General features: G+C 51.9%; 26 protein-coding genes. 13 read left to right on the top strand and 13 right to left on the bottom strand.

The features are described from left to right. The first annotated feature begins 305 nt into the window (after positions 1-305). Both ACR0MP_RS10815 and ACR0MP_RS10810 read left to right on the top strand, forming a co-directional pair. The gene (locus tag ACR0MP_RS10815) at positions 306-512 is read left to right on the top strand and encodes a cold-shock protein (protein WP_170430361.1); all 207 of its coding nucleotides are present in this window, start codon (positions 306-308) and stop codon (positions 510-512) included. Between the two features lie 73 nt (positions 513-585). Beyond that, a complete protein-coding gene (locus tag ACR0MP_RS10810; RefSeq protein ID WP_480886754.1) occupies positions 586-1,599 on the top strand; it encodes a fatty acid desaturase in 1,014 nt (337 codons plus the stop codon). Here ACR0MP_RS10810 and ACR0MP_RS10805 read toward each other — a convergent pair. The 5 genes from ACR0MP_RS10805 to ACR0MP_RS10785 all read right to left on the bottom strand — a co-directional run bounded on the left by ACR0MP_RS10805 (position 1,591) and on the right by ACR0MP_RS10785 (position 6,636). Continuing rightward, positions 1,591-1,839 (bottom strand): ParB N-terminal domain-containing protein, encoded by a 249-nt coding sequence (locus ACR0MP_RS10805; RefSeq protein WP_039524390.1) that lies wholly within the window; start codon positions 1,837-1,839, stop codon positions 1,591-1,593. The two genes, ACR0MP_RS10810 and ACR0MP_RS10805, sit on opposite strands and share 9 nt — an antisense overlap. A gap of 74 nt (positions 1,840-1,913) precedes the next feature. Beyond that, positions 1,914-2,603 carry a hypothetical protein gene (locus ACR0MP_RS10800; protein ID WP_170648711.1) on the bottom strand — a complete coding sequence of 230 codons (690 nt, stop codon included), beginning with the start codon at positions 2,601-2,603 and terminating at the stop codon, positions 1,914-1,916. Positions 2,604-4,353: 1,750 nt separating this feature from the next. Beyond that, positions 4,354-5,295: a hypothetical protein gene (locus tag ACR0MP_RS10795; RefSeq protein WP_480886753.1), complete on the bottom strand. Its 942-nt coding sequence runs from the start codon at positions 5,293-5,295 to the stop codon at positions 4,354-4,356. A 175-nt stretch (positions 5,296-5,470) separates the two neighbouring features. Further along, on the bottom strand, positions 5,471-5,731 hold the full coding sequence (locus ACR0MP_RS10790; RefSeq protein WP_480886752.1) for a hypothetical protein: 261 nt from the start codon (positions 5,729-5,731) through the stop codon (positions 5,471-5,473). A gap of 182 nt (positions 5,732-5,913) precedes the next feature. After that, positions 5,914-6,636, bottom strand: coding sequence for a hypothetical protein (locus ACR0MP_RS10785; RefSeq protein WP_480886750.1), 723 nt, complete (start codon positions 6,634-6,636; stop codon positions 5,914-5,916). A gap of 306 nt (positions 6,637-6,942) precedes the next feature. On the opposite strand from ACR0MP_RS10785, the gene ACR0MP_RS10780 reads away from it, so the two are divergent. From ACR0MP_RS10780 to ACR0MP_RS10770, 3 genes are all read left to right on the top strand, one after another. Next, positions 6,943-7,473: a hypothetical protein gene (locus ACR0MP_RS10780; protein ID WP_480886749.1), complete on the top strand. Its 531-nt coding sequence runs from the start codon at positions 6,943-6,945 to the stop codon at positions 7,471-7,473. Between the two features lie 286 nt (positions 7,474-7,759). Further along, positions 7,760-8,005 carry a hypothetical protein gene (locus ACR0MP_RS10775; protein WP_480886748.1) on the top strand — a complete coding sequence of 82 codons (246 nt, stop codon included), beginning with the start codon at positions 7,760-7,762 and terminating at the stop codon, positions 8,003-8,005. 356 nt (positions 8,006-8,361) lie between these two features. Next, entirely contained in the window at positions 8,362-8,817 is a 456-nt protein-coding gene (locus ACR0MP_RS10770; RefSeq protein ID WP_480886746.1) for a hypothetical protein, read from the top strand. Between the two features lie 56 nt (positions 8,818-8,873). On the opposite strand, the gene ACR0MP_RS10765 is transcribed toward ACR0MP_RS10770, so the two are convergent. Further along, entirely contained in the window at positions 8,874-10,538 is a 1,665-nt protein-coding gene (locus ACR0MP_RS10765) for an AIPR family protein (protein WP_480886745.1), read from the bottom strand. Between the two features lie 778 nt (positions 10,539-11,316). Between ACR0MP_RS10765 and ACR0MP_RS10760 the strand changes: the two genes are divergently transcribed. From ACR0MP_RS10760 to ACR0MP_RS10745, 4 genes are all read left to right on the top strand, one after another. Then, complete coding sequence (locus tag ACR0MP_RS10760; protein WP_170798298.1) at positions 11,317-12,279, top strand: helix-turn-helix domain-containing protein; 963 nt, start codon at positions 11,317-11,319, stop codon at positions 12,277-12,279. A gap of 265 nt (positions 12,280-12,544) precedes the next feature. Beyond that, positions 12,545-13,321: a transporter gene (locus tag ACR0MP_RS10755; RefSeq protein WP_480886741.1), complete on the top strand. Its 777-nt coding sequence runs from the start codon at positions 12,545-12,547 to the stop codon at positions 13,319-13,321. An 81-nt stretch (positions 13,322-13,402) separates the two neighbouring features. Beyond that, positions 13,403-14,467, top strand: a complete 1,065-nt coding sequence (locus ACR0MP_RS10750) for a DUF1254 domain-containing protein (protein ID WP_170798297.1) — start codon at positions 13,403-13,405, stop codon at positions 14,465-14,467. 15 nt (positions 14,468-14,482) lie between these two features. Continuing rightward, positions 14,483-15,907, top strand: a complete 1,425-nt coding sequence (locus ACR0MP_RS10745) for a DUF1214 domain-containing protein (protein WP_170798296.1) — start codon at positions 14,483-14,485, stop codon at positions 15,905-15,907. Between the two features lie 678 nt (positions 15,908-16,585). On the opposite strand, the gene ACR0MP_RS10740 is transcribed toward ACR0MP_RS10745, so the two are convergent. Then, positions 16,586-17,257 carry a GntR family transcriptional regulator gene (locus ACR0MP_RS10740; protein ID WP_480886739.1) on the bottom strand — a complete coding sequence of 224 codons (672 nt, stop codon included), beginning with the start codon at positions 17,255-17,257 and terminating at the stop codon, positions 16,586-16,588. A 118-nt stretch (positions 17,258-17,375) separates the two neighbouring features. Between ACR0MP_RS10740 and ACR0MP_RS10735 the strand changes: the two genes are divergently transcribed. From ACR0MP_RS10735 to ACR0MP_RS10720, 4 genes are all read left to right on the top strand, one after another. Further along, positions 17,376-18,374 carry a TRAP transporter substrate-binding protein gene (locus ACR0MP_RS10735; RefSeq protein WP_480886737.1) on the top strand — a complete coding sequence of 333 codons (999 nt, stop codon included), beginning with the start codon at positions 17,376-17,378 and terminating at the stop codon, positions 18,372-18,374. Between the two features lie 78 nt (positions 18,375-18,452). Beyond that, positions 18,453-18,938: a TRAP transporter small permease gene (locus ACR0MP_RS10730; protein WP_010437264.1), complete on the top strand. Its 486-nt coding sequence runs from the start codon at positions 18,453-18,455 to the stop codon at positions 18,936-18,938. Positions 18,939-18,948: 10 nt separating this feature from the next. Continuing rightward, entirely contained in the window at positions 18,949-20,232 is a 1,284-nt protein-coding gene (locus tag ACR0MP_RS10725; protein ID WP_010437263.1) for a TRAP transporter large permease, read from the top strand. A gap of 45 nt (positions 20,233-20,277) precedes the next feature. Further along, positions 20,278-21,423 carry an alpha-hydroxy acid oxidase gene (locus ACR0MP_RS10720; protein WP_480886735.1) on the top strand — a complete coding sequence of 382 codons (1,146 nt, stop codon included), beginning with the start codon at positions 20,278-20,280 and terminating at the stop codon, positions 21,421-21,423. A gap of 24 nt (positions 21,424-21,447) precedes the next feature. Here ACR0MP_RS10720 and ACR0MP_RS10715 read toward each other — a convergent pair whose 3' ends face one another. Genes ACR0MP_RS10715 through ACR0MP_RS10690 form a run of 6 tightly spaced genes read right to left on the bottom strand, consistent with a single transcriptional unit; the run spans position 21,448 to position 25,281 of the window. Beyond that, a complete protein-coding gene (locus ACR0MP_RS10715; RefSeq protein ID WP_480886734.1) occupies positions 21,448-21,861 on the bottom strand; it encodes a methylglyoxal synthase in 414 nt (137 codons plus the stop codon). Continuing rightward, complete coding sequence (locus tag ACR0MP_RS10710; RefSeq protein ID WP_480886732.1) at positions 21,842-22,360, bottom strand: 2,4'-dihydroxyacetophenone dioxygenase family protein; 519 nt, start codon at positions 22,358-22,360, stop codon at positions 21,842-21,844. The genes ACR0MP_RS10715 and ACR0MP_RS10710 overlap by 20 nt, the downstream gene beginning before the upstream one ends. A 9-nt stretch (positions 22,361-22,369) precedes the next feature. Beyond that, positions 22,370-23,071, bottom strand: coding sequence for an SDR family NAD(P)-dependent oxidoreductase (locus ACR0MP_RS10705; RefSeq protein WP_480886730.1), 702 nt, complete (start codon positions 23,069-23,071; stop codon positions 22,370-22,372). After that, the gene (locus tag ACR0MP_RS10700) at positions 23,068-23,694 is read right to left on the bottom strand and encodes a 2-dehydro-3-deoxy-6-phosphogalactonate aldolase (RefSeq protein WP_480886729.1); all 627 of its coding nucleotides are present in this window, start codon (positions 23,692-23,694) and stop codon (positions 23,068-23,070) included. The genes ACR0MP_RS10705 and ACR0MP_RS10700 overlap by 4 nt, the downstream gene beginning before the upstream one ends. Beyond that, a complete protein-coding gene (locus ACR0MP_RS10695; RefSeq protein WP_480886728.1) occupies positions 23,691-24,611 on the bottom strand; it encodes a 2-dehydro-3-deoxygalactonokinase in 921 nt (306 codons plus the stop codon). The genes ACR0MP_RS10700 and ACR0MP_RS10695 overlap by 4 nt, the downstream gene beginning before the upstream one ends. Then, the gene (locus ACR0MP_RS10690) at positions 24,592-25,281 is read right to left on the bottom strand and encodes an RraA family protein (protein WP_010437256.1); all 690 of its coding nucleotides are present in this window, start codon (positions 25,279-25,281) and stop codon (positions 24,592-24,594) included. Before ACR0MP_RS10690 ends, ACR0MP_RS10695 begins: the two co-directional genes overlap by 20 nt. Between the last annotated feature and the right edge of the window lie 5 nt (positions 25,282-25,286).

Here is a 25,286-nt window from a genome sequence, read left to right as displayed (position 1 = left end):
TGTGTTTTTCTGACTCAGAGGCACACGCAGACAATTTTTGCTGAAACGCTTCTCACTGACAAACCGCAAACACCGTTGAGTGGTTTTAATTGAAGCAGTCTCTGGTTGAGCGGCGTGCTACCCTTGTTATCCGCTCCACTGCATCAACGCTTGTATAGTGCATACTCGAAGTCCATATACACAGGGCTTACGTTTTTCTTTTTCGACCTGCTGTCTCCCCAATTCGGCGTTCAGTCTTTCGATTCAGACCGACCACGCCGAGTCGCCGCAATGATGCGGGCGGCAAGTATTAGGAGACCTCCACCATGGCAAATGGCACAGTAAAATGGTTCAACTCGACCAAAGGTTTTGGCTTTATCGAGCCTGAAGATGGCAAGCGCGATGTGTTCGTGCATATCTCAGCACTTGAACGTTCCGGCATCAGCGAATTGAAGGATGGCCAGAAGGTTACCTTCGACGTTGAAGCGGGCCGTGACGGACGCGACAGCGCCGCCAATCTGGCACTCGCCTGATCTTTTCAGGGCACCCCTTTTCGGGTGCCCTTTTGAACAATGGGCTACTATAAGCCGGTGGAGAACAAATAACTTGCAACCTAAAGACTGGACGCGGGTGCTCGCGCAATACCGTGTGCCCGATGCGAAGCGCAGTGTTTTTGAACTTGCGGTCACTGTTGTTCCCTTATTCGCGCTATGGGCCCTAGCGTGGTTTGCGTTATCTTTTAGTTTCTGGATCGCAATACTACTGGCCGTTCTGAATGCCGCATTTCTGGTCCGTATCTTCATCATTATGCATGATTGTGGTCATGGATCTTTCTTTAGAAACCGCACCGTTTGCAATTGGACCGGCCGGGTTCTTGGTGTTCTTACCGTGACACCCTATGACGTTTGGCGGCAAAGCCATGCGATTCACCATGCCTCAACCGGTAACCTTGATCGCCGTGGTATGGGTGACATCCCTACAGTGACCATTGAGGAATACTTGAAACGGAATTGGTTCGGGCGTGCCGCGTATCGTCTGACCCGGAACCCCGTCTTCTTGTTCGGTGTTGCGCCGATCTATACGTTCTTTATTCAATACCGCTTACCTGTTGGTTTCATGCGGTCGGGCTGGCTGTATTGGGCAAGTGCGATGGGAACAAACGCGGCAATTGCAGGGTTATTGGCTCTGATTTTATGGGCCGGAGGCTTTGAGGTGTTGGCGTGTGTTTTCCTTCCAACCGTGATTGTCGCATCATCCATTGGTATTTGGCTTTTCTACATTCAACACCAGTTCGAACACACGACCTGGGATCGGGAAGAGGGCTGGAACCTTCAGAACGCCGCGTTCTATGGCAGTTCTCACTATGCCTTGCCAGGCATCCTGCGGTGGTTCTCTGGCAACATTGGTGTGCACCATGTTCACCACCTCGCCAGCCGCATACCGTTTTATCGGCTAAACGAAGTTTTGCGTGACCATTCTGAGTTGAAAAACTGCCAGCGAATTACTCTATATCAAAGCCTTCATTGTGCACGATTGCATCTTTGGGATGAAAAAAGTCAGCGCCTGCTAACATTTTCCGAGGCTTTGTCGAACGTCAATTCCAATGGGCATTTAGTGTAGTCTGGCGCGTACCAGATAAGCTTCGACCGTATCACCGCCCAGGGCGCGAATGGCTTCTAATCGGTGAAGGCCTTCAATCAGCACGAACCTCTTGTTGTCCGAGCGTATCTGGATCGGGGTCTTCTGGCCGTTCTTCAGGATATCTTCGGCCAGCGTCAGAACTTTTTGTTGATCAAGCGTTTTCGCCCGTTTCACAGGTACATAGATCAGGTCGAGCGGATATGGTCTTTTCTCCAACATAAGCTACGTGAGCAACCTTTCGTACATTTGTTCCGGTTCGAAGTTCGCTACAAGAGCTGGGGCTGGAACGTACGTCATAGAACCGAACGAACAGCGTCGCGCAGTTCCTGATGCATAATCCAGGTTGCTGGCTCGTCGTCACTTTCGATGTGAGAAAATGCCAGGACCTGAGCGGCACCATCATTCTGTACCGATCCGCCTTCGGGAAGTTCGAGCTCTAGATACTCCGCAATCAATAGACCGATTTTCTTAAAGACCTTGATGGAGGCCTCGCGCGATTTGTAACCGGCCGCCTGAGACAAGTGACCAATGGTCAGACCGTCCTTGCCTGCGATTGTAAGTGCTTTGAGCAATGTGACCTGCGCGGGGGTGAGCCTGATCTGGCGCAATGCTTCGGTATATTCTCTTTCACTGGGAACGAGCGTGCCGGAGTTTCCCTCCAAACGGCGTTGACCGCTACGTTTCCTGTCTCGTTCTCCGAGAATTTCTTTTAAGGCTTCAATGGCCAATGCTGGTGTTTCGCCAACTGCATCGGCAATCATTGCCTGCGTTTTAGCCGGCGGCTTGGGGAATGCGCGTGCAACGCTGTTACCACTCAGAATGCCAGCCTTAATCAGGTACTTTCCAAATACTTCCTCAATCACACCAGATACGTCAGCGTTCCGCGCCTTGCGAACACTGCGGTCCTGAAATGCTCTTTGTTCCAGACCACGTGCTGACATCTTGGAGGCCGGGAGGGTTACTTGAGGGGCATTTTTACGCATCAGAGAAACACCACTACAACTATCGCCGCAACAAACACCGCTATCGCGATAATCATCTTTATATTGTATGACCAGCGATGAGCCCTTTCGGCTTTGAGCATTTTGCCTAGGTTTTCGTCAATCGAATTATGGTTCACGGCTTGCTCCTTCCGGCTATGTCAGGCGGTTTTGATTTCCACCAACCTATTGTCGCGGCACATTTTCGGTGCACTTATCGTTCTGTCGTGTGAACGGCCTATTACATTCCCATCCATCACCTCTTCGATTCAAATGCGCGTTTGAAGGGACAATGATCGCAACGCACCTGTCGCGGTTTGCGCGAAAGCCACGCTCGCATCGCCATCCGGAATAAGTTTCAGGTGCAAGGTATGCATGCTGTGGAACCGCCACAGGCTCACAGTCGTTTTCGGCTGCCCTGTAACCTCTGAGACATACCCATCCATCCGAGCTTCGTTTGTCGCTCAGCCGACCGTTTTTTGGGACTTCTATTGCAACACAATCCTGGTTCTCCCTACGAAATCCCCAGTTGCAGTGTATTTCCTGCACGCCAAACCGGGTTTCGACGTATCCATTTTGAGGTGCCATCACTTCTTCACAGAGTTCTCCGACACGCTGGAACAGCCGATTGCACTCCCACTGATCTCCTGTTGATGTAAGATAGGCATTTTCAGGAACTCTTATTTCCTCACAGAGTTCTCCGACATTCTGAAAACCGTGATTGCATTCCCAACCGCTGCCATAGGTGCTACCCGTCAAAAATGCGTTTTCTGGTAAGTCTGTTCTTTGGCAGGATCCGTTCTTGTTTTCGAAACCTTCGTCACAAACCGTTCCGTCGGCATTACCTGCGACCTGGGCAGGAAGCTGCGTTCCTGAGAGCAACACCAAGAGTGTCGGGATCAAACAAAGAATGCAGCGCGTAAACACGATGAATGATTGGTCGAAACGGAGCCTGAGACCTGATCTATCGGTCATAAAGCACGCAATTTATGAGCCATGTGCTGTTCATACGGCGCCTTCTTTCATGGGTCACGCAATGACTGGTGCATGTCAGGTGACAATTGCGACTGCTTGCGAGGAACGAGCTCATAGCGAAGACCCCAGCGAAACCCGTTCCTATGCTGGGGCACATGCTACAATTAGTCTGAAGGCCATTGGATTATCGTAACCGGCAGCATCGCGGCGGCGAGTAATTTTTACCAATGCACTTTTGTGGTCCTTAGCCAGAATAGAGTCAAGGACGTTTCCCTCGTCGCAATGCAAGCTCCGCTAGGGCAGATAGTTTTTGAAACAAATAAGTGACCAGTTGGCCTAGTGAATCACCTAAGGAAATTGTCCAGCTTTAAACTGCCTTTGAAGAGCTTTGGGTCGAACCAGCGGCGAACGGCAGCTCAAGTCCGCGTCTCGTTTTTCAGGCCTGAGCACAACGAAAGTGCGGTTTAAGATCAAGGCTTCGTGGCTTTGATTTACCGGTCTGGCGAAAACGGCTGCAACACAGCGACAAATGTGTCGCAACAGTAAATCAATGCTGCGTCAGCAATAGCCACAAACGCATAAGTCTGGTTTGTCCGCTTGGCGGTTGCCGTAGAACCGGGTGTCGAATGGAAGGTTTTCGCAACCACCGGATGAATGACTGCGTCATAACAAACCGCGTACGTCGTTGAAGCGGTTTTATGTGAAGCGATCTCTGGTTGAGTGACGGCCATTCATTGGAATTAGTACGGAACCCTTTCCCGCCAGACAACAACCATCGTCACTTCACCTTCTTGGAACTATCGACCATTACCTTTGCCAGCGCCGATGCCGTTTCGATCAACTTGGGGTCAAAATCGGCAGATTGCTGTTCCGAGAATACTGAACCACTGTCGATGTTCCAGTGCTGGAATGCTTCTTTGAGTTCCGACCAATCGCTGTTTGCGCCAAACGATTTGAGGTAGAACTCACCGAAGGATATTGCATGGCTCCGGTCGGCATTCCGTAACGACTCCACCATGTACGACTTGCCCAAGGTGAATGAGAATTTTGCAATGGCGATTATCAGACCCATCGAAATTAGGCCGAGCAAGCCAACTTCCAGCAGGCTGTAGACGTTCGACTGAGCTTTGTTGACTTCCCCAAGCCGCCATAGGCTCAGGGCTACCCCCACCAAAAGAACAACACAGGCAAAAACGTACCACGTGTGAGCATAGTTCCGATTGCGAGTTTCCCGCTCCTTCAAGTTCTTTTGGCTCTTTTCGATAAACTCCGCTGCACTTGCCTCAACGGCCTGCCTGAGCTCACTTTTTTGTCTCTGGCGATCGGTTCTGTATCTGAGCGCATTTCCGATTACTGTTCCAACTTCATCAAGATCGTGGCCTTCGCACCTTCTTCTCTCGAAACTGCTAACAATCTCGATGTCACCGTTTTCGATAAGCCGTATTTCTACTATCTCTAGAAGTCCAAGCTGAGAAAAATAGTCTTTAACTCTCTTAAATTCGTTCTCGGTGGCTCTTAAATCGCTAAAATCCTTTGGCGCTACAATTACCAGCACATCAACTTGGGAAATTGATTGATATATATCCTCATGGAAGTTGTTTGTGCCTGTTTCTTTGTAAATCGAAGATTGCACTCTGTGATTATGTTCCGAGAGCACCGCTTGAAGGTCGTCGCCGAATTGGGCGTCGTGGTCAGAAAAAAGGATGTAGACACGGGCCATATTTGAACCTTTGGAACCTAACAATTTTGGCAAAGACTATCTGTCCTTCTAAACCAAAGCCAGGCTTGCTGGGCAACCAAACCACCGATTATTTGTGCTAGGGCTTGTTGACTGGCGCCCTTGCAAAATGGGACTATGGAAACATCAACTGCACAAAACCCAAACCGCCGGTCAGCTATCCTTTGTCAAACTTCTGGATCACCTCCGGTGGCAGAATATGCCGGAAACACGGAGGCGTGTTTTGCCACGCCTCCTCGTCAGAGAAGGGCTCAGTTCTGACCGGCATTCGGTCGATATCTTCGCCCTCGGCTGGGTTCAGGTTTACGCCAAGAATCTTTAGAATTTCTCGCAACCTCGCTTGCCCCGCTGGTGTCGAAACTGCGCCGCTGCGCTCCAGCTCGTGAACCTCAGCTTTGATCTCTCGCGCGCTGGTCATTGGCACTCTTTGCTGAGGCTGGTTCCTATCCATTGCGAAAAAATCTAGCACCTTTTCCAGTTGGAGGATTTCCGATCGTCAGCAACGCGACCACTCTGTCTTGACCAGCCAGCTTGCATGCACCCACGATACCACAGTTTTGCATTTTTGTTGGTGCTTCCCTAGTCAATAAAACCGTGCAGTCACTCCGCAGTACGATCCGCACTTTGGGTTTCTTTGCTTGTTGGAACAACAAGTCCGATCTTGCGCAATCGCGCTTCCAATCCACGCCTCTTGTAGAGCCGACTGACGCCTGGCGGTGTATCCAGTGGGTAAATGCCCCGGGCTTCGAGGTGACACCCAAATGGCCCGGGCGTTCTTCGGTATCGAAATGCCATGAGCCCCAGAGTGTCGTATGTCCACAGAAACCTCTCAATACTAGCCTCAGAAATAGCGGTGACCGATTGTCGGGATTTTGGACTACGCATACGTGCGGACATCACCAAATTCTGATCAATCAGATAGTTGATCGTCTGGTGGGTCACCCGCAGCTTTGTCGCAGCATCGGAACGCGTGATGCCGGGCATCACCAATTTGGGCAAAGCACAGCGGACTTCGTCGAGATCAATCGCAATACCATCAAGACCGGTACGATCCATGTCGGCAGAGATCGCCTTAAGCTTACCAGCCACGATGAGCGCCAGAATCTCTGCTGATCGGCATCTCAATCGCTGCGCCACGTCCGCCAGCGGCAGTAGATTTGCGACACTGCCGGAGGTGTTGGCAGCGCGGTCTGCCACCGAAGTCATCAATGCCTGAAGTTTTGCGCGATCGTATTTTGGCCGATGATCCAGAGCATCAAGCTCTTGAGTTACCAAACGCAGCTCGCACAAATCCTGAAGCATCTTTTGTTTTGTATGGAGCATCTTCAAAGCTTCGGTGGCCGTTAGAGCGACTTGGCAAGTTTCGGATCATTGAATGCTCCGACGGAGTTCAGTGGATCATTCAAAGACGAATAAAACCCCAAAACGAGCGTGCTGGAACACGATGGAAAGCAATAGGGTACTTCATGACCCGCGAGGCACTTGCACGCCTGTGGCACGCTAAGACAGGCGCTGCTTTGGCCACTTTTGACCAGTCCATTTCAAATTCCAAAAACGCAAACCTGCGATCTGGAAATTCTGCGCAACAGTCTCGCGCACCTTCAACATACCTCAGTCAGGATCAACACCATGGGGCGTGATAAACATAATGAGAACCGAACCGACCAATTCGCCAAATGGATAAAAGAAGATACCCGATTGCCCGCGTGGAAGGCCTTAAGCTCCACGGCACAAGCGGCGTACATGCATCTCAAAGTCCGATGTCGCTATGAAGGCAAGAGACTGAAATTCAACAACAACGGCGTTGTCGCGCTGTCCACGCGGACACTAGCGGAAGAAATGGGCGTTGCCCCAAAAACAGCAGCCACAGCATTGGCAGATTTGCAGGCCAAGGGGTGGATCGTGTGCACACGACGGCACAGGAAGGGTATCGAAGGTAACGCGCTGTCCCCGGAATGGCGATTGACGATGCTACCGACTGAACATCTCGGCAAACCAAAAGCACCAACTTACGACCCACGATTTTGGGAGAAGGACAAAGACTACGATGTCATTGAATACAAAAATAGCAAAAGACCGGGTCACGCGCGCGGGGATGCTACTCGGTTCCGGAGCGCGAATACTGAAGCGCCTAATGTGCTTAGGTTTCGAGGTGAGTAATTCAGAAACCTGCTTCAAAGTCTGCTGCAACCTTGCCGCAAAGTTTGCAGCAGAAATTCCACGGGTCGAGCCAACCTGCTGCAATGTCTGCATCAAGAACCGCCCAATTCCACCCATTCCCTGCTGCTAAGTTTGCCGCACATCTAATCACCATCTCTTACACGCCGTTTACGCCCGCACCGCCGTCAACGAGTTGCCATCCAACTAGGAAAACCTGTCAGAAAAAGCGCCCGATTTGCACCCGGGTTCAAAGTTCCATCCAAGCACTAGCAAATTCGGAGAAACCATGAATGCCTTGATAGCGATTGCCACAGCTTCGTATTTGCTGGTCGGCCATGCCACATACAGCAAGATCATCATTCCGCGCACATATCGCGAAGCGCTCGACGGCGATGAAGACGCGATGTTGTCGCTTATCCACCGGAATGAAAAATCGCTGGTCCATTACCTGACTTATGGGGGTTGGTTGTTGTTCTATCCGGCGTTCTTCGCATTGGGCTGGATCATCGCCCGTTTGGACATCGATATTTGAACACGGGTGCAATTCTGAGCGCGGCTCAAAGCCGAAGCCCCATTTGACACGCCTTGGCCACGAAAAGAGACGACATGGACGACACAAGCCAAGATCGAGACCTAACCTCCGGTCAAATCCCTCACAGGAAATCACCGAAGGGCGGTTTCACTGAAGGTCGGCGAATGCAGCATATACGCAAACAAATACAATGCTCCGTCAGGCAGTACCCCGAACGGCCACCGGAAGCCTTAGACAGAATAGACAGAGAAATCGAAGCCGCCATTCGGGAAGACCGACCAATTCGTTTGGACCATGCGTTTCCCCACACTGCTGTTCACCCAAGACGGTCGACCTCAGGTGCTCGGTGTGCCGGATTGAACCCGGGTGCAAACCACGAGGCACCTGAGACCACAGATCAACCGGAGATTGGCGGCTGGGACGGCACCGAATACATCAACGAGTTTAGATTGGTTGTTGTCCACCGCATGTCATTGAAGGGCGCGCCCCTTGGACAAATCGGAGCGGTACTGGGAATATCCTCCAAACACGCCCAGCGCCTCTTTGATAAGCTGACAGATCGTTTTGTAGCAGAAGCAAAGCACGTGGACATCGCAGCATTGGTGGGTGAGACACTCGCTTTTTATCACGCGGTCAGAACCGACTGCATGGAGATTGCTGCAACCAGCGCCGACACGTCTATTCGCCTAAATGCAATGGAGACTGCACTCGCAGCAGAAGCGGACAAACACCGCTTTTTACAAGCCTGCGGTTTTTGCGAAAATGCAAGTTATGTCCCACAAAACGTTCTGGGCAACCACAGTAAGGGTTAGCTTACTTTGTGATGTTGATCATTTAGTTCGCACAAGCCTTTCTGACGTCGTCGCGGTTATCCAAACTGTTGACCAAATCCGTTTGCACGACCTTTCAAGAAGTCTTTCTCGTAGGATTGAAGAAGAAGATTGGTCAGCGCCTTAATTTCAGAGGTGCTTTTTAGCTCTCTCTTGTAGTCAAAAGTCTGATCCTTTTGTTTGATCTCGTAGTTTAGGTCTACCACGAGGCCTACAAGCAGTTCCGGAATTTGTTTAAGGAAAATTGCTCGCTCCGCTTCGGAGTTGAGCTTGTCTTTGTTGGCGAGAAAACTTCTACCTTCACTGAACTTCCTGATGATCACACCTACGACACTAAGGAGAAAGTAGCGTGTCAAAGAATAGTTTGCCATCGGGCGATCCTCGAGGCCCTCAAGTGCATCCATCACATGTTTCTGGACCTCATGAACAAAAATAATACGCCCAAAGGTCACTTCAGGACGTCCAAATATGTCCGCGTAACGATCATCAAAAACTTTGCCGATTTGGTGGCACAGATTACTCTCGTTGAGGTCGAAGGCAAGAAGCTCTCGACCAGCTAACTCATTGGAAATTGGTGCTTTTGTTTCATCACTTTCTTGCCCACGTTTGATTTCAAACACATACTGATCTTGAAACGCTTCGAACTCTGCTCTTAGTCGGAGCATGAGATCATGATTGGAACGTAGATCCCTCGGTTTGATGGAGTTTTGGTTATTGCTGTTGATTGTGATCTTACGGGACAGATCGCTTGATTTCAGTGCTACAACTTTGACAAAAACTCTTAAGTCGGGGCTTAGATTTTCGCTGTTTTTATAAAATGTTGATATACTCTGCGCTCCATTGACTACAACGTAGTCTGATACCGTTAGCGTATCATCCTCATGCTGTGCACTCTGGCAAATTAGAGTTATCCCGTTGTGATAGAGAGCAAAGTTTTTGTGTTCGTCTATGTCGCCAACTGACTTTGCAATGGAACGATTGACGGTTGTGTTGCCAAGTGAGTAGCGGACGTTCTGACTAAACAGGACGCCATCTTGAATACCATTCAGCTTAACCAATTCTAGCGCAGAGACAGGCAGGAGAAAAACTTCTGTGTCGGCGTCTATGTGCAAGTTGACTACACCTGCATAACTAGTGTCGAACGAAAAACTACCTGACACTCCCTCATCGGCATCAAAGTCGATGTAACTCTTTGCTACATCCGACGCACAGTACAGCGTGATATTTGGAAGCGCCTTTTCTATTTCAACAGTGTTATCATCTCGCTCACTATTGCAAAGGAAAACACCTTTGGCCGAATACCCCTTTGAAATTAGGTCAGCAACTTTGTTGCGGTGCAAAATCCGCTTCAGGTCGTCGTTCGCTTGACCATCCAAAATTGCTGAGATTTTCTCGGGTGTTTCAAACTGCTGAAGGGACCCGGCGAATTCTTTCACGACTTTGTCACCCAAGGTGCGGCCCGGTCTTTGTGAAATTTTTGACTGAAAAAAGACGACCTCCGATGCATTGGTATCCACGTAGATACCGTCTATGCCCTTGTCGTTTTCTCTATCGCAAATACAGTCGTCGGCAGCCGTTTCATCCAATCTATATATGTTTTCAAGGAACCAGTTTAAGAAGTTTGCTGATTCCGAACGCCCCTTACCAGCGTATCTTGAAAGAACCGGTAGTAGCGCGGCGTAGTCGAGTTCTTCAGTCTTCATAATACTCTAAACTTCCAATGATTTTCCGCGGACTTTCAACTTTTCCGGGTGCTTGGTCAACCTACAGAAATCGAAATAGTCGTTTCTTTTTGCCTACACTGAGTGCCCAAAGCACTATCACTGTTCGACAATCATTCTTCTAACAACTCTTAATTTCAGCGCACGACTGCACCTAGCCCGAAATAATGTGCAATGAAATCGAACAAAGGGTGTAGCCGATCTCAATCAAGAAAGGCAGACAATAACTGTATCTGTGGAACGTCTCGGATCTTCGACTCTTGCGGCGGCTGGAACCACTGGAAATCGGCGGATCGCGTCATTCAATCTTGGCCCAAACGTCAATCAAACCTGACCCTAGGATGACTAATGGATGAAGCAGACCTTGCCGGGCAGCGCGGCGAAATCGGGTAGAGAGCCCAAAGTGATCGATGCTGCGGAATGTGTATATTGCATAAACGGTGGGAAAGCTGACTTTTCTACCACGGCAAATTCCGAAGGAAATCTTGTGAAAGCAGCCGTTTGTCTCATGAAGTTATTCAACCGTGTTTGCCTTTGTTCCTGTTTCCCACTCGGTCATTCCGTGACATAGATTGGTTCCGCCGGGTTGAGATATGGCTGATCGGGCGTTTGCCCGTCTAGCGGTAGATGTGGCCCCTTTCGTTGTCTTTGTTGTTGGCGAGGTTGTCACAGGTGCATTGAACCCTCAAAACCTTGAGAAATTGCCGGAACAGCACTAACGTTCAACAGCGTTCCAACCTTAAACGGGAGCGGAGATTGTTTGGAACTTTTCGATGGAATCGCATTCTCGCAAAGCTTCGACCAGATTGAAGACCTGCGCGATGCAGTTCTTGGAGCTGGGCTTGAGGCGCGGCAGTATTCTCTTGGGCGGATTGGTGGACAATTGTCTTTCGCTGCAACCGAGAAAATGCATATCAGTTCTGGCAAGATCATCGGGAAGGTATCGTTGCGTGGCACGCTCTCTGACACCGATTGGACTATTGGGGCATGCTTGAAGACGTCAAACGGGTCGCGGCACTGGGGCGGCGAAATAGAATCTGGGACGGTAGGTGTCTTCCAACCAAATGGTGACCATGACGCAATCTATGCCACCGACTCGGAGTACCTTGGCGTAAACCTTTCGATGGAGGCGCTAGAGAATGCGGCCCGTCTGGAAGATTTGACGCTCGATAAAAATGTAATGACAACCGGGAAATCACTTCACCCTCTGAGCCCGACTATTGTCAAAACCATCAGACAAGCTCTCAGACAATCTGAGCTTGCTTCCGAACAAGGTCCCCGCTTGGTCGATGCAGGCGAGCTATTTGTGCGATGTTGGGTTAACCACTTTGGACGCGCGCCGAAAGGTATAATTGGGACATGGAAACAGACCGGACACGAGCGAATATTCAAAAGAGCGCGCGAGTTCGTTGAGGAACACCTGCATGAGCCGATTTCAGTTGATGAACTGGCTTTAGCGGCAATGACGTCGCGGCGTACATTATTTCGAGCTTTTCTCAGTATTGCAGGTGTCAGCCCTTACGATTATGTGCAACAAACGCGTCTCAATCGCGTCCGGCAAGATTTGCTAAAGGACCTCGAAACACCTCAATCCATAGCAACACTCGCCAACAACTGGGGACTTGATCAGCCCGGTCGGTTTTCGAGAATGTATCGAGAAATGTTTGACGAATTGCCGTCACAGACCCGCATCTATTCAATGAATACGCTCAGGTCCGCTTGAACTGCAAGTTGGCACGATGTGAATAGACAGACGGACTGGGTTACGACACGCTCGGTTCAGGTCACAAGAGCGGCCCAACACTTGGTCGGGACTTTACCTGTTGGATTGGGCAACGTTTTGAAAGCCTGCGTTCGAAGCGTCGCTCGAATTTGGGGCAACCAAAAGAGAGGCGAACGAGTTGCAGAACAACCAAATAACTTCCTGTCGTAGCACTGGATACAACTGCGTCGTCACAAAGAGTCGTCGGATTGTCGCAGTTTCGAACGTGGCGTTGGCAGCGACACTCATCCTTTCTCCAGCGACGGTCGTCGCGCAGGCAAGTTCTGAGGAGCTCGCAAAGCAACTGTCTAACCCTGTCGCGGCATTGATCAGCGTGCCGTTTCAATTGAACTACGATACCAATATCGGCGCAGATGATAGTGGCTCTCGATGGACTTTGAATGTCCAGCCTGTCATTCCCATCGACCTCACCGATGATTGGAACCTGATATCTCGGACCATTGTGCCAATCATCTCGACCGATGGCATCCCCATAGGTGGCGACACCGAAACCGGTCTCGGCGATACGGTACAAAGCCTATTCTTTTCGCCTAAGCGGCCGAGTTCGGGCGGCTGGATATGGGGCGCGGGACCGGTGTTTTTACTGCCGACATCGACCAATGACGTCTTGGGCTTGGGTGAATGGGGAGCCGGCGTTACCGGCGTCGCACTGAAACAACAAGGGCCGTGGACCTTTGGAGGATTGACCAACCATATTTGGGACGTAGACGGTGATACCGATATCAGCCAAACTTTCGTACAACCATTTGTTTCCTATACAACTCCTGAAGCGTGGACATTTACACTTACCACCGAGTCGACCTATGACTGGGAAGGCGAGCAATGGTCTGTTCCAGTGATCGCGAACGTTAGCAAGGTAGTTCAAGTGGGCTCGCAAACTGTCAGCATCGGTGGTGGTTTGCGATATTGGGCCGATGGGCCTGACAGCGGACCAGAGGGTTTGGGCGCACGTATTCAACTTACTCTCCTGTATCCGAAATAGTTGGCGCCCTCAGCTGAGCTATCCAACTGCTGGTGTTGGGTAGTATCTCAGTTTCGAGCGACAACCTCGAAGGAGGAACACATGAAAAAAACAGCACTTATCATAACTCTTGCAATTGCCGCTCAGTCTGCAGTGGCTGAAGGTATGCAGCCAAACGAAGAAAACTTCTCATCGGCGATGGCGGACATTTACTTCAAGGAGGTCTTGGATCGTGGTGGGGACAACAGTTTTGTGCATATGCGGCAGGTCTCAAGTGTAGAGAACCAGAATATCATTCGGGAAAACCGCGATACGCTGTATTCTTGGGGATTGTTCGATGTCACGGATGGCTTGACCATCACCTTACCCGCCGCCGGCGATCTCTACATGTCGGCTCTCGTGATCGACAATGACACATTCATCGTTCGTGAAGACGACTTTGACGAAACAGGCGACATCGGCACGTATCAGGCTTACGCTGACAAGGAACGCACAATCCATATCTCACAGGATCATGCGGTTACAGATTTCGTATATATTCTTCTGCGCACCCAAACGGATCAAACTGCAGAAGGCGATGCCAAAGCTGGGGAGCTACAAGATCAGGTGCGCGCAACAAACGGGGATGATCCGGCAACCTGGGAAATGCGGGATTGGGACATCGATGCTGTGCGCGAGATGCAGGCGACCTTTGTACCCTATCTGGAAGAGATCGTCGCAAAAGGGACAGAGAAGGGTTACAACGAGCGCGGTAAAACAGAACCGTTCATCCACAATTTCTATTCAGCCATTGGCTGGGGCGGCCAACTGGAGCGCTATGCGACCTATGGCACAACAGCGGATATGACAGAGTTTGGGAGCGATTGCGCTGTCGTGACAATCAATCAGCCCCCCGTTGACTATGACAGGTCAGGCTTCTGGTCCTATCAGGTGTATGGTCTCGATGGGTATATCGCATCGAACAACAGCACTTTGAATAATCAAAACACGTTGCCCAATGACGACGGCACGATCACCCTGCGCTTTGGAGCAGAAGAAGCGTGTGGCACGAATGAAAACCGAGCGGACAAAAATGATGACGGGTTTTCGATCACATCACGATTCTACAACCGCACAGAGCCGATCCCTGTGGAGCTGCTGAACCTGCAGCTTACACGCCAGAATTGAGGGGGACGCACGACCATGCCGAAGCTCAAAGCCTTCTGTGCTGCACTTGTTTTTTTTGGGTCCGCCGGTTTTGCGCAACCGGATTATTACCCGCCGCTTGATCCAACAGAAATCTACAGAGAAATGGATCTGCAAACGCTCATTCGCGCGTATAGCAATATGCACCCGGAAGTCGGGTTTTTGTCGGTTTACAACGCTTATCTGGAAGAAGGATCATCGCCCACACATGTCGGTATCATGGAAACCTCGGTAGACAGCCGACAGCGCGTTCTGACAGCAAATTCGGAAACGATTTATGCGGTCCACCCGGTCAACTTGAAAGAACTAGGCGGCGCGGTTGTGCTTGAAGTGCCCCAGGGCATGCTTGGGATGGCCAATGCTCCCGGATGGTGGAACATCACAGACATTGGAGCCTTCGGTCCGGACAAAGGCGAAGGTGGAAAATACCTGTTCACAGCGCCCGATTTCGAAGGCGATGTGCCCGAAGGCTATTTCCATTTCGCCTCTCCCGCGAATACCATGCTCTGGCTGTTGCGCGGGTTTGTCGAGAATGGCGATACAGCTGCGACTGTCCGCGATATGCAGGCCAGAATTCGGACCTATTCACTCGCAGATGTCGACGACCCACCTGAAATGACGTTCTACAATACATCGGCAAAGCTCGAAGATCACTTCATGGACATGCTTTACGATGAAACGGACGTGTTCGCGATGATCCGGCAATACTTTGAGCTGAACGGACCGTCCGCAAACCCAATGCACGTGCAGGTTCATAGCGATCTGTATGATCTTGGGTTTTTTGACGGAACCGTGGATACGGATCTGTTGACGGAAGCCGCCATCGTAGGCGACCGGAACATGCGGACATTGGGATACAACAACCGAGATAAAGACGCGGAAAAATGGCCCGGTCAGAGCAATTGGCAGTGGGCGAACAACTTTGTTGATGAGAATTTCAATGGCCGAACCAGTGGCACTTATGCCAGCTCACAGCATCGGCTCTGGTCATTTATTGCGACGTTCAATTCTGTCGCTATGACACGCCCACCCGCCGGTGCCGGATCGCAATATATCTTTGCGACCAAAGATGAGGCAGGTCAGTGGCTAGATGGAGCACATCATTACACGCTCACTATCCCCTCTGATCCACCGGCGAAGGATTTCTGGTCAATCACGGCCTACGATGCGCGGTATAGATCCATGGTGCAAAACAAGTCTTTTCAGTGGGGCGTCAATTCCTACGCGGATGACTTGATGTTTGAAGAAGATGGATCCGCGGTATTGCACTTCGCGCAGGACAAGCCTGAAGGCGTAGCAGATCGAAACTGGATCGAAACTAACGCGAATGAAGGATTTATGGTCTGGTTCCGCTCCTATGGTCCTAAGGAAAGTTGGTATGACAACAGTTGGGTGCTACCGAACATCCAGCGAGCGGACTAGAATGACAGCCAATTCTACATATTGAGAGAGTAATATACATTTTGCAGCTTGGCGGGTCTTGTTTCTCGCACTTGCCGCGAGTGACCGGTGTGACGGCCCCATCGCAGCATTTCGATCTGATTGTATGTGGCTGCAATGGGTCGGGAAGCAGGACTGCGGGCTAAAGTGGCGGTCGGCGGCATTGTCCGCGGTGCAGACGCTAAACTTTGATCGTTCAAATGACCGCAATGCGGCTTCGTCAACGACGATCTGGCGCTCAATGGTGGAAACTGTAGAGTTCAGCTGGGGCTGGTGGAGTCAGTTTTTGACGCAAAGATCAAAGTCGTCTTACATCCCAAAGTATCAATAGAAACATCATCCGCACAGTTGGCGGGTATGATGGCGGGTAGATGGTAAAAACCGCCATTTTTTCCAATGAATTCAAAGTGTGGAACGTCACTGATATTTGACTCAATCGACAGACAAAACCTCAATAAATCGGCCAATCACGTCATTCATTTCTGACCCAATCGTCAAGCATTTCTGACCCAACACAAAAACCGCCCTCTAATCGTGGCCACGGCCCTTGTCTAAGAACAGCCCAACTCCGCCACTTTGAACTTATGTTGCCCACGCACACGGCATTAGATTTGCTGCCAGATGCGCTTTTGGTGAACATCGTGACCAAATGGTGGGCACCTATGCTTGCCTTAGACCAACCAAATCGGAGTAAGAACGCTCACCGCGAGTGATTTGACGTTTGAGGGTGTTCGTTGCTGCTTTTACTTTACCCTCGTCCAATAGCGATGTGATCGCTTGATGTTCCTTGTAAGATTTCTTCGTTCGATTGGAATGCTTGGACAGATGTGTCCGCATAGTTTGGACGATATCACTGACTTTTTGATATCCATCCCGCAGGTAACTGTTTCCGCAGGACCTGAAAAACGCGTCGTGAAACTCGGCGTCAAGTTCCAAGTACTGTTCGAATTCATCCGTTTCCTGCGCTTCCGACATCTTCGAAACAATTGTAGACAGCTCATTGATCAGAACCGAAGGGTTCTTTTCAAGCGCCTGCTCCAAAGCTGCAGATTCTAGGATGAGCCGATACTGGCAAAGCTGCACCACGTCCTCTTGAGAAAGAGAGAATACAAAGGCTCCTCGATGAGGAAAGATCTGAACGAGGCCCTGAAGATTCAAAGCTGATAGAGCTTCGCGAATCGGAGTTTTGCTGATGCCCATGGCATTTGACAACTTCACTTCCGGCAACGATTCACCCAATTGAAACGTGCCATTGATAATGCCTTTTCGTATGTGCTCTTCAGCAGTTTTACTCAACGAATCCGGGCGCTTAATCTGCAAAATCTCGGTCATTTTCACTTCGTCCTATTTCGTCTCTTTAACACAATAGCACATGTAAGCTTGATTTCTATATTATATCTGATATCTCAGATAATAGATCGAAAATTCAATAAATCCGTGGGAGGATACCTTGTTCAAGAAATCAACATTGGCGCTTGGCGTCGTCATGTCAGCCGGGCTTGCTTTTGCAACATCCGCTGAAACAGTCATTAAGGTTGGGCATGGCGCAGCAGAAGCGTTTCATATGCATCGCGCGCTACTGAAATTTGAAGAACTGGTCGAAGCTGGCTCGAATGGTGAGATCGACGTACAGATATTCCCTTCGTCGCAGATGGGCCCTGATCGCGAAATGATCGAAGGTGTTCAAACCGGCGTTCTGGAAATGGCCATTCCTCCTTCCTCTTTCTTCGCGGGCTGGGATCCGGCTTTTGCAGTAATTGAACTGCCCTACATGTATTCCTCCAAGGACATCGCCTTTGATGTTCTTGATGGTGATGCTGGTGATGGCATGCTTGCACGGGTCGAAAACCAGGGATTGGTCGGTCTTGGCTGGCTTGAATTGGGTGTACGCAATGTGACCAACAATGTCCGCCCGGTTGCAACCCCCGCAGATCTCGAGGGTGTCAAGCTACGTACCATGAAGGTTCCGGCTCATGTGGCGACATTCGAAACGCTCGGGGCCAACCCGACGCCAATGAACTTTGGTGAGGTCTATTCTGCTCTCCAGCAAGGCGTGATCGACGGCCAGGAAAACCCACTGGCGATCATTACCTCACAGCGTTTCTACGAGGTTCAGAAATACCTTTCGACCACGGGCCATGTCTTTGCGGTCTATATGCCCGTCATCTCCAAACCGTTCTTTGACTCGCTGTCCGCAGAGCATCAGCAACTGGTCCGGGACTCGATGGCCGCCGCACGTGAATATCAGGCTGAACTGGTCGCGAGCGAAGATGCGGAACAACTGGAACAGATTCGTGCTGCTGGTGTCGAGGTTCTGGAACTGACTGCAGAGCAGCGACAGGCCTTTGCCGACAAAACTGAAAGCGTCCGTCTGCAGTATCGCGACGAGGTTGGCGCTGAAGCCTATGACGACTGGGTAGCAGCGGTTTCCGCAGCGAGCGGAAGCTGACCCTCGGACTACTCAGCCAATACGGGCACCCGCGCCATGAAAGTTCGGGTGCCCCTTTCGTTCAAGGGGAGGTGAACGGTGTCGGTTATCAAATGGATCGATATGAATGCCGAAAAGGTCTTAGCCAGTGCACTTTTGGCCGCGATTGTCTTGTTGATCTTTGGAAATGTGTTCATGCGCTACATTCTGAATGCCTCTCTTTCATGGGGCGAAGAGCTAACGCTTTGGCTGTTTGTATGGTTTGTCTGGCTAGGCGTCAGCTATGCGTTCCACACAGGCGATCATGTGCGTATCACGGTCCTGCGTGATGTCCTAAGCGAGCGCGCAAGGCTTTACGCGGATTTTGTGATCGCGCTTCTTGTCCTTGGATTTCTGATCGTTCTGACAATTGAATGCATCAAGCTTATCCGACAGCCTTTTGTCGCCAGCCAGACTTCGGTCGTTTTGGGGCTACCGATTCCGATCCTTTATGCTTCGGCTCCGATTGGCGCTGGCCTGTCCGCGATCCGCGTCACTCAACATCTGTTCCGAACCCTGCGTCTGATCGCAGGAACCAAAGCGTGAGGAACCCGGCATGCTTGCAACAACGCTTTTCTTGACGCTCTTTGCCCTGTTGCTCTTCAGCGTGCCTATTGGCATCTGTCTGGGCTTGGCCACTATGATCGTGATGGTCTTTGTAGATGGCACACCACCCATGGTTCTTCTGGCACGGTCGGTGGTAACAGGCGCGGACTCCTTTCCTCTAATTGCCGTCCCTCTGTTCATATTGGCAGGCGACCTGATGCAACACGGCGGAATGTCTCGCCGACTGGTTGGATTTGCCAATGCGCTGATCGGTCATATCCGGGGTGGGCTGGCTTATGTGAACGTGCTCGCCTGTGTGTTTTTTGCCGCCATATCCGGCTCATCTCCTGCGACCGTAGCCGCCATCGGGTCGAACATGATTCCAGAGATGGAAAAGGTCGGCTATACGCGCAAATTCAGCGGCGCATTGACAGCATCCTCAGGAATGATCGGTGTAATGATCCCGCCAAGTATTCCCTTCATCATCTATGGTGTTACTGCCGAGGTTTCGATCGGCAAACTGTTTCTTGCAGGCGTTGTTCCTGGCATCCTTTTTGCTCTCATGTTCATGTTGGTCGCTCGTGTTCTGCTGCGAAAGGACGAGGTTGTTCAGCAATCGACGACTACGTTCTCAGGCCCAGGCGTCTGGCAGAGCTTCCGGTCTTCCATCTGGGCGCTATTGGTGCCGGTAATTATCCTTGGGGGCATCTACAGCGGTATCTTCACCCCAACCGAAGCCGGTGCCGTGGCCGTAGTCTATGCCGCTTTCATCGGCATATTCGTCTATGGCGACATCACCCTCAAGGACCTGCCAGAGGTTTTGGCGGGCAGTGCAAAGACCAGCGGGACCATTCTGATATTGGTGATCATGGCGACCGCCTTTGGCAGGTTGATCACGCTCGCAAGAATCCCGACAGAGCTCGCAACAACGATCACCAGCCTGTCCGACAACCCAATCATCATCCTGTTGCTGATCAATCTGCTGTTGTTGGTGATCGGAATGTTCATGGAGACGATTTCGTCGATCATCATCATGACGCCGATCCTGCTGCCGGTTGCAACCGCGCTGGGTGTCGATCCGATCGTTTTTGGTGTCATCTTGACGGTCAACCTGGCCATTGGGTTCTGCACACCGCCATTGGGTGTGAACCTGTTCGTGGCCAGCAGCATTTCGAAGGTTTCCATCGAAAGCCTCAGCCGGGCAATCCTGCCATTCTTTGTCGGAATGCTGATCTTGTTGATGTTCATCACCTATGTGCCCGCAATTTCCTTGGCCCTGCCATCCCTTTGGTAACCGGCTGAGGAGCTTCAAACGTTAGACAACGAACAGAGGACCCGGATGGATCTGGACCTTTCCCACCCGTCGATAGAAGACCTTCGGAAAACCGCACAAAAGCGCATTCCGAAGTTTGCCTTCGAATACCTCGACAGCGCGACCGGCCGGGAGCTGGGGTTGAAGGTCAACCGGGACGCACTTGATGCCATCGGATTCATGCCGCGTGTACTATGCGGCCGAACAAAGGCCGACCTGCAAACTACATTGATGGGTCAAACTTACGATCTGCCATTCGGGATAGCACCGGTAGGCATGTCCGGCCTAATGTGGGCTGGAGCAGAGCGGATGCTTGCAAAGGCAGCGGTTGCTCACAACATTCCGTTTTCGCTGTCGAGCGTGGCGGTTGCTTCACCGGAAGATGTGGCACCTTACATTGGCAAAAATGGATGGTTTCAGCATTACCCGGTGAACTCCGGCGAGTTGCGCCGCGCGATGCTCCCGAGGATTAAGGCAGCGGGGTTTCATACGCTGATAATCACGGTGGACGTTCCAGAAGAGAGTCGGCGCGAACGACAACGCCGCGCCAATCTGACGGTGCCTCCTAAAGCTGACCTGCGCACGCTGACAGAAATGGCGTCACGACCCGCCTGGTGCCTTGCACATCTGCGCGAGGGCATCATGCCACGTATGCGGTTCTTTGACGATTACGTCCCGACCCGCGGACGAGAAAGCTTTACCCATGCAGGCGCTCTGATCCGTGGGATTCCAGATTGGGACTACCTGCGCGAACTACGGCAGGAATGGGAGGGTCACCTGATCGTCAAGGGTGTTCTGCGGCCGGAGGACGCGCAAAAAATGGTGGCCGAGGGCGTGGATTGCATCTGGGTCTCAAACCACTCCGGGCGTCAATTCGAAGCCGGACCCGCTGTGATTGACCAACTCCCGAACATCCGCAAGGCAGTCGGAACAAATGTGCCACTGATCTACGACTCTGGCGTTGCCTGGGGATTGGACATCATGCGCGCACTGGCGAAAGGTGCAGATTTCGTCATGGTCGGACGCGCCTTTCAATATGCTGTTGCAGCGTTCGGAGCACGAGGGGTCGACCATCTCGTTCACATCCTGAAGGCTGACATTGAGGCCAACATGAGCCAGCTCGGCAGCGAAAACCTCGGCAGTCTGGCAGAGCACCTTTTGAAAACCAGCTGATCGGCGCTTGCGGCGCGTGGCGTATCAGACAGGCGCGTTGTCATCCTCGTCAATCAGCCCCTTGACGATCAGATCCGCGGTTGAGCGCGAACATGCCATTGGCAGATCATATACCGTCGCGAGACGGGTCAGAGCCTTAACGTCGACGTCGTGTGGCATGGGCGACAGAGGGTCGACGAAGAAAATCAGTGCATCCAGTTTCTCTTCACAGATCATAGCGCCGATCTGTTGGTCGCCTCCGAGTGGTCCACTTTTCAGGCAGGTCACATCCAGTTCTGGATAGGCTTGCTTAATGCGACTACCGGTAGTCCCAGTCGAAAAGATTTGTACTCTGGCCAGGCGGGCCAATTGCAGACCCACCCATTCAACGATTTCGTCCTTTCGCGCATCATGCGCTACAAGCGCGAAACGCGGCGCATCACCGGATGAATTGTTCAACGTAATCTTCTCCAAGACCGACTTCCCCGAAATGTTTTCGGCACAGATCAATCTTGGTAAAGACATCTTCGTAGCCAGTGACCTTGCCCCACGGATCAACATAGCACATCACGCCATTGACCTGGAAATAGGTGACCATCTCTTCAACATCGTCGGGAACGACCAAAGTATGAGTCTCACCCGGCGGCTCAAAGACATATCCCCCCTCTTCCGCAACCCAATCATGTTCCAGATAATGCCAGCGCCCTTTCAGGACAAAACCGTGGACTGGCTGTGGATGGCGGTGCCGCGAAAGAACACCAGCTTTGCGCACTTTGAGAAGGTTCATCCAATAACCTTGCGAGCGGTTCAAGCAGAGCGGTCGGAACCAGACGTTCTCTGCCTGCGGAACCCATAGCCTGTCGTCTTCGTTCATGGCATTCGGGATCACGATCTCGTCTTGCGCATCCTTGGGAAACGGCAACTGATATGGCATTCGGGCGGTGTCATCGTCATTCATTGATTTTCCTCACATAGCGAGATAGCCGCCATCGACCGGATAGATTGATCCGGTCACAAAGCTGGCGTTTTCACTCAAAAGCCATTGCACAAGCGCACCGACTTCTTCGGGTTTCCCCCAGCGTTTCATAGGCGTACGCGCCATGATCCCCGCTGTTCTTTCAGGGTCTTCCCGAAGGCCCTGGGTCATCTCTGTCTCAATCCAACCCGGCGCGATGGCATTGACCCGGATACCGTCTTCGGCCCAGCGACCTGCGAGCGCCTTGGTCAACTGTGCCACGCCGCCCTTAGAAGCGGAATACGCCGGAACCAAAGGCCCACCAAAGGTACTGAGCATAGAGGCGGTGTTGACGATGGCCCCACTCGCTTCAGCCAACAATGGATGCGCGGCAAGACAGCAGCGCATGGTGCCTGTCAGATTCACATCGAGCACCTTGGCGAAGACGTCGATGTCGTATTCTTCGCCACGCCGAAGAATACCTGCGCAGTTCACCAAGGCATTCAGACCCGTGAGTCCACTGAACACATCACTAATTGACGCCTGGTCGGTGACATCCAAGAGCTGCACGTTGATCCCGTCCTGAGGCTCGAATGCATCCATTTCGGATTGGGAGGCGGATGCGGCAATGACGGACCAACCTGCGTCTGCCAACGACCGCGCAACACCCGCACCGATCCCTCGCGTACCGCCCGTTACAAGGGCCTGTTTCATCCAAGTTCCTCCAATACACTGGTGAAGGCGCGCGCGCGCCTGCGGATATCATCCAATGTATAGCTCGGTTTGAACAGCGCGGAGCCCAACCCATATCCATCCGCACCTGCGGCATGATACGACGCCACCGTGTCCGGCGTTATGCCCCCTACCGCAGCGATGATTGCGTCTGCAGGCAATACGGCGCGCATGGCCGCAATAGCAGCTGGTGGCACCATTTCCGCTGGAAAGAATTTAAGGACCGATGCCCCGATATCCAATGCCGTAAAGGCCTCGGAGGGGGTCATGACACCCGGACACCAATACAGATCACGGGCGACAGCCGCGCGCCCGACATCCGGGTTCATATTGGGCGACACGATGATCCGCCCTCCTGCATCTGCAACCGCCGCGACCTGATCCGTAGTCAACACAGTGCCAGCGCCGACGATGGCTTGAGCACCATGTTTCGCAACGATCTGCGTAATCGATTCCAGCGGGTCTGGTGAGTTGAGCGGCACTTCGATTATCCGAAACCCGGCATCGAAGAGTACATCAGACACCGGGCGCGCATTTTCTGGTGCCAGCCCCCGCAAAATCGCAATTAGCGGGTTCTCGGCAAGAGCTGCGGTGAGGTCAATCATCCAACCAACCCCGCAGCGCGAGCAATCAGAAAATGCCCTTTCGCAACGATATCGTCAGGCGCGCGACGGCTGTCGAAACCAGCAGTTCGAAGCGCTATTTCGTATCGGCCAGACAAATCACTTCGTCCAACAACAGTGATCGTGCCGAAGTCTTTTACTTCGCCGGTCGCGGCGGCAACCTCGGTCCCGATCAACAAGCCCGACAAGTAGTCGGCCGTAGCAACCTTTGGTATTTTGCCCATAAGAGGAAGCGTCCGGACATGAAACAGGCTGTGCAGCAGGTTCGACTCACCACTGAGGCCTGCCTTGACGCCCATCTCGAATGCGTCTTCGCTGAAAGCGTCCTCCTTCATCAAGGTGCCAAGGATTGTGTGTTCTTTCAGCGCCGAAAAGATCTCACCCGTCATGTAAGTCGAGAAATCCACGATCTTCCCGTCCGCAACCTGAACCCATTTGCTGTGCGTTCCCGGCATCACGAACATACCTTCGCTCAAGCCTAGCGAAGATGCCCCGATGATCTGGGTCTCCTCGCCGCGCATTACGTCGGGTCCTCCGGCATGTTCTGTCGAAGCACCTGTCACAAAATGAATACGCGCTCCGTTGGCCGCTTGGTGGGGGACCAACGCTCGCGCCAGACCGCCAGCACCCAGCGGCATCTCAGCATATTGCGTTTCTACCCAGCCATTGCGGCTGGTGATCATGCCAGATGCCAGGATCGGCAGGTTAGTGTTGGAGACCCAAGGGCCGATGAGACGATCAAGGACCGCGTCAAAGGTTTGTCCCGCAACCTGCATGATACCTTCAGGCGACGAGACCCCATCGATCACGTCGCCCTCCGCACCAATGAGAAATGCACGGAACGATGAAGTGCCCCAATCTACGCCGATCAGCGCTGGCTCAGATGCGACCGAATTCATTCAGCAGATCCTCAACGGTTTTGCCTTGGGCCACCCATTTACGGGTTTCCTCCTCACGGTCAGCTTGCTCTTGAGCAAGGCGCACGGTTTCTTCGGCAATATCCTGTGGAACCACAACGACGCCCATTAGATCAGCTACAATGAAATCGCCGGGGTTTACCACGACGCCCCCACAGGCGATTGGCACATTGATCGAAAGTTCTTCTTTACGTTCCGAGAACATCGTGTGCGTTCCGCGCGGCGTGATCGCGCGCGTCCAAATTGGCCAATTGATGTCTTCCAGCTCATCTGTGTCGCGCCCGGTGCCATCAACGATCATACCGCGAATGCCACGGTTCTTGGCCAGACCGCCCATTAAACCGCCGCAGACTGACGTTTGACGATCACCACCCGCGTCCACGACGATCACGTCCCCGGGTTGTCCCATTTCAAGCGCTCTCAAAGGATCGACCAGATCACCTTTTGAAAGCTGAACCGTCACGGCCTGGCCTGTCACCTTGGCACGGAAAGCGGGCTTGATGGCGCTGTCCATCACGCCTGTTCGGTACTGCACATCCGCAAAAATGGCAGCAGCAGAGTACGCCTCCAACACCTTGTCGAATTTTTTGAGAAGTTCCGGGTTTCTTTCAAAATCATTGAAAACCCTGAGGTCCGTGCTGACGTCTGGCATTCTTG

This window comes from Ruegeria sp. K3 (assembly GCF_056531845.1).
Note: the sequence above shows the minus strand (reverse complement) of the source record. Positions and strands in the feature narration are given on the sequence as shown.

Coding starts and splice junctions, on each gene's coding strand:
- ACR0MP_RS10815 (WP_170430361.1), top strand. CDS start 306: ATGGCAAATGGCACAGTAAAATGGTTCAACTCGACCAAAGGTTTTGGC.
- ACR0MP_RS10805 (WP_039524390.1), bottom strand. CDS start 1,839: ATGTTGGAGAAAAGACCATATCCGCTCGACCTGATCTATGTACCTGTG.
- ACR0MP_RS10800 (WP_170648711.1), bottom strand. CDS start 2,603: ATGCGTAAAAATGCCCCTCAAGTAACCCTCCCGGCCTCCAAGATGTCA.
- ACR0MP_RS10795 (WP_480886753.1), bottom strand. CDS start 5,295: ATGGCCCGTGTCTACATCCTTTTTTCTGACCACGACGCCCAATTCGGC.
- ACR0MP_RS10790 (WP_480886752.1), bottom strand. CDS start 5,731: ATGACCAGCGCGCGAGAGATCAAAGCTGAGGTTCACGAGCTGGAGCGC.
- ACR0MP_RS10785 (WP_480886750.1), bottom strand. CDS start 6,636: ATGCTCCATACAAAACAAAAGATGCTTCAGGATTTGTGCGAGCTGCGT.
- ACR0MP_RS10780 (WP_480886749.1), top strand. CDS start 6,943: ATGGGGCGTGATAAACATAATGAGAACCGAACCGACCAATTCGCCAAA.
- ACR0MP_RS10775 (WP_480886748.1), top strand. CDS start 7,760: ATGAATGCCTTGATAGCGATTGCCACAGCTTCGTATTTGCTGGTCGGC.
- ACR0MP_RS10765 (WP_480886745.1), bottom strand. CDS start 10,538: ATGAAGACTGAAGAACTCGACTACGCCGCGCTACTACCGGTTCTTTCA.
- ACR0MP_RS10750 (WP_170798297.1), top strand. CDS start 13,403: ATGAAAAAAACAGCACTTATCATAACTCTTGCAATTGCCGCTCAGTCT.
- ACR0MP_RS10745 (WP_170798296.1), top strand. CDS start 14,483: ATGCCGAAGCTCAAAGCCTTCTGTGCTGCACTTGTTTTTTTTGGGTCC.
- ACR0MP_RS10740 (WP_480886739.1), bottom strand. CDS start 17,257: ATGACCGAGATTTTGCAGATTAAGCGCCCGGATTCGTTGAGTAAAACT.
- ACR0MP_RS10725 (WP_010437263.1), top strand. CDS start 18,949: ATGCTTGCAACAACGCTTTTCTTGACGCTCTTTGCCCTGTTGCTCTTC.
- ACR0MP_RS10720 (WP_480886735.1), top strand. CDS start 20,278: ATGGATCTGGACCTTTCCCACCCGTCGATAGAAGACCTTCGGAAAACC.
- ACR0MP_RS10710 (WP_480886732.1), bottom strand. CDS start 22,360: ATGAATGACGATGACACCGCCCGAATGCCATATCAGTTGCCGTTTCCC.
- ACR0MP_RS10705 (WP_480886730.1), bottom strand. CDS start 23,071: ATGAAACAGGCCCTTGTAACGGGCGGTACGCGAGGGATCGGTGCGGGT.
- ACR0MP_RS10700 (WP_480886729.1), bottom strand. CDS start 23,694: ATGATTGACCTCACCGCAGCTCTTGCCGAGAACCCGCTAATTGCGATT.
- ACR0MP_RS10695 (WP_480886728.1), bottom strand. CDS start 24,611: ATGAATTCGGTCGCATCTGAGCCAGCGCTGATCGGCGTAGATTGGGGC.
- ACR0MP_RS10690 (WP_010437256.1), bottom strand. CDS start 25,281: ATGCCAGACGTCAGCACGGACCTCAGGGTTTTCAATGATTTTGAAAGA.